The following is a 2,847-nucleotide window of genomic DNA, read 5'->3' on the forward strand; positions in this document are numbered from 1 at the left end:
CAGCGCCAGCCCCCAGTGCACCGCCCCCAGAAAGGACAGCATGACCGCGCCGTAGCCCACCGCCGCCGTAAGCAGGCGCGGGGTGTAGTCGGGTGTCAGGAACACGATCGCGCATGTGCAGCCAATCAGCGGCAGGAGGCTGGCCAGGGCGGTTACGATGGCCAGCAGCGGCAGGCGTTTCACGGCGGGACTCTCCTGTTACAAGGTCGTGGTGTTCATAGCGCACTCTGGCATGATACGCGGCATCTGTTATCGTGGGACATGAAGTGCATGCCGGTGGTATGTCCTATCCCCATAATGTCAAATCTGAGGAAACAGATATCATGAGCGCCATTATCGACATCATCGCCCGTGAAATACTGGACAGCGTGGCAATCCGACCATCGAGGTGGATGTGGAACTGGCTTCCGGCGCGAAAGGCCGTGCCGCGGTTCCCTCTGGCGCCTCCACCGGCGCGCATGAGGCGGTGGAACTGCGCGATGGCGACCCCAGGCGCTTTGGCGGCAAGGGCGTGCTCAAGGCGGCAAGCCATGTCGAGCATGAGATTCTGGAGGCGCTGCAGGGCGTGGAATCCACCGATCAGGTCGCCATTGACGAGGCGATGATCGACCTGGACGGCACCCCCAACAAGGCCCGTCTGGGCGCGAACGCGATTCTGGCGTGTCGCTGGCGGTGGCCAAGCTTCGGCGCAGGAACTGCAGACCCCGCTGTACCGCTATGTTGGCGGCGTCTATGCCCGCACCCTGCCCGTGCCGATGATGAACATCATCAATGGCGGCGAACATGCCGACAATCCCATCGACATTCAGGAATTCATGATCCAGCCCGTCGGCGCGCCCACCGTCACGGATGCGATCCGCATGGGGTCGGAAATCTTCGCCCAGCTCAAGAAAAGCCTGTCCGGCGCGGGCTACAACACCAATGTGGGCGATGAAGGCGGCTTCGCCCCGGCGCTCAAATCGGCTGATGAGGCGCTTGGCTTCATGATGCGCGCGGTCGAGGCCGCTGGCTACAAGCCCGGCGATGACGTGACCTTCGCCCTCGATTGCGCGGCGACCGAATTCTACAAGGACGGGCGTTACGACCTGAAGGGTGAAGGCAAGACGCTGGATGCCGCCGGCATGATCGCCTATCTGGCCGATCTTGCCGCGCGTTACCCCATCGTCTCGATCGAGGATGGACTGGCGGAAGACGACTGGGAAGGCTGGGCCGAACTGACCGCCAACCTGGGCGGCAAGCTGCAACTGGTGGGTGACGATCTGTTCGTGACCAACCCTGACCGCCTGCGCCGTGGCATCAAGGCGGGCGTGGCCAACTCGCTGCTGGTCAAGGTCAACCAGATCGGCACGCTGAGCGAGACGCTCGAAGCGGTGCAGATGGCCCAGCACGCGGGCTACACCGCCGTCATGAGCCACCGTTCGGGTGAGACGGAAGACAGCACCATTGCCGATCTGGCGGTGGCGACGAATTGCGGGCAGATCAAGACCGGCTCGCTCTCGCGTTCGGACCGCACCGCGAAATACAACCAGTTGATCCGTATTGAAAATGAACTGGCCACGGCGGCGCGCTATGCCGGGCGCACCATCCTGAAGAACGGGTGATGCGGCTCCGGCCGGGCGGGATCAACCCGCCCGGCCGGAATGATGACGGTGCGTGGCGGGGGAAGGACGATATGCGATTTGGCTGGTTTGTAAGGCGTGTGGTGCGGGCGACGTTGCCCCCTGCCCTGTTTATCGGGCTTACGGCCTATTTTGGCTGGAATGTCATGCGCGGTGAACATGGGCTGCACAGCTATGCCGCCCAACTGCACCTGATGGACGAGGCGCGTTCCGCGCAGAAGGACGCCCAGACGGAGCAGGATGTCTGGCTGCGCCGCGTGCGGGGCCTGAAGGAAGGCGCGCTTGATACCGACCTGCTTGATGAACGCGCGCGCACCATGCAGAACCTCGCCCGGCAGGATGAGATTGTCGTGCCCTATGCCGAGCACGATCATCTTTACTGATCCCGCCCCGCGCCACCATGTGGATACGAAAAACCCCGGTCGTTTCCGCCGGGGTTTTTTCGTATCCGCCGGGGCGGAAGATTATTTGATCTTCGCTTCGCGGAAGGTCACGTGCTTGCGCGCAACGGGGTCGTACTTGCGCATTTCCATCTTGCCGGTCTGGGCACGGGCGTTCTTCTTGGTGACATAGAAGTAGCCGGTATCCGCCGTGGAAACGAGCTTGATCTGAATGGTGTTGGTCTTGGCCATGATATCCTCAGCACTGCTCCGCCGCTGCTGGAACATTCAGGTGCGGCAGTGGTTCAAGTTGGCGGAAAATGCGCATACACAAGGCGCAGGTCAAGCACCCAGTTTCATTTTTCTGCTTAAATTCGTACGGAACGGGTAAAAAAGGAGTGCATTGCACGATGTTGAGTGTCTCGGAAGCGCGCGAGCGGATTCTCGACGGGGTTTTTCCCCTCCCGGCGGAGGTCGTGGCCCTGACGGATGCCTGCGGCCGTGTCAGCGCCGCGCCGGTCGTGGCGCGCCTGTCCAACCCCCCGGCCGATGTCTCGTCCATGGATGGTTACGCCGTGCGCGCGGCCGACCTGTCCGGGGGGGCGACCACACTCACCTGCATTGCCGAGGCCCCGGCGGGCCATCCTGCCGCCGTAACGCTCGGGCCGGGCCAGTGCGCGCGCGTATTCACCGGCAGTGTCATGCCTGCGGGCGCCGATGCCGTGCTGATACAGGAAAACGCGCGGGCTGAGGGAACCGCGGTCACAACGGACCATGTGCTTGCGCCCGGAACCTATGTGCGCCGTATGGGGCAGGACTTCATGGCTGGGGAAACGGTCATTCCGGCG

3 protein-coding genes and 2 pseudogenes are annotated in these 2,847 nt (G+C 63.0%); 3 read left to right on the top strand and 2 right to left on the bottom strand.

Annotated elements, in window-relative coordinates; all coding sequences use genetic code 11:
• Window positions 1-183 (bottom strand): DUF3429 domain-containing protein (locus tag JCM25156_RS12850; RefSeq protein ID WP_025813386.1); only part of this gene is annotated, 183 nt, incomplete at its 3' end.
• A 140-nt stretch (window positions 184-323) separates the two neighbouring features.
• Here JCM25156_RS12850 and eno point away from each other — a divergent pair.
• A pseudogene (gene eno, locus JCM25156_RS24245) lies at window positions 324-1,601 on the top strand (phosphopyruvate hydratase).
• A gap of 71 nt (window positions 1,602-1,672) precedes the next feature.
• The gene (locus JCM25156_RS12860) at window positions 1,673-2,002 is read left to right on the top strand and encodes an FtsB family cell division protein (protein ID WP_025813388.1); all 330 of its coding nucleotides are present in this window, start codon (window positions 1,673-1,675) and stop codon (window positions 2,000-2,002) included.
• 81 nt (window positions 2,003-2,083) lie between these two features.
• On the opposite strand, the gene rpmG is transcribed toward JCM25156_RS12860, so the two are convergent.
• Window positions 2,084-2,251, bottom strand: coding sequence for a 50S ribosomal protein L33 (gene rpmG, locus JCM25156_RS12865; RefSeq protein WP_025813389.1), 168 nt, complete (start codon window positions 2,249-2,251; stop codon window positions 2,084-2,086).
• A 158-nt stretch (window positions 2,252-2,409) separates the two neighbouring features.
• Between rpmG and JCM25156_RS12870 the strand changes: the two are divergent.
• Window positions 2,410-2,847 (top strand): annotated as a pseudogene (locus tag JCM25156_RS12870) (molybdopterin molybdenumtransferase MoeA); the annotation flags it as partial.

The sequence above is a fragment of the Komagataeibacter kakiaceti JCM 25156 genome, from assembly GCF_000613305.1.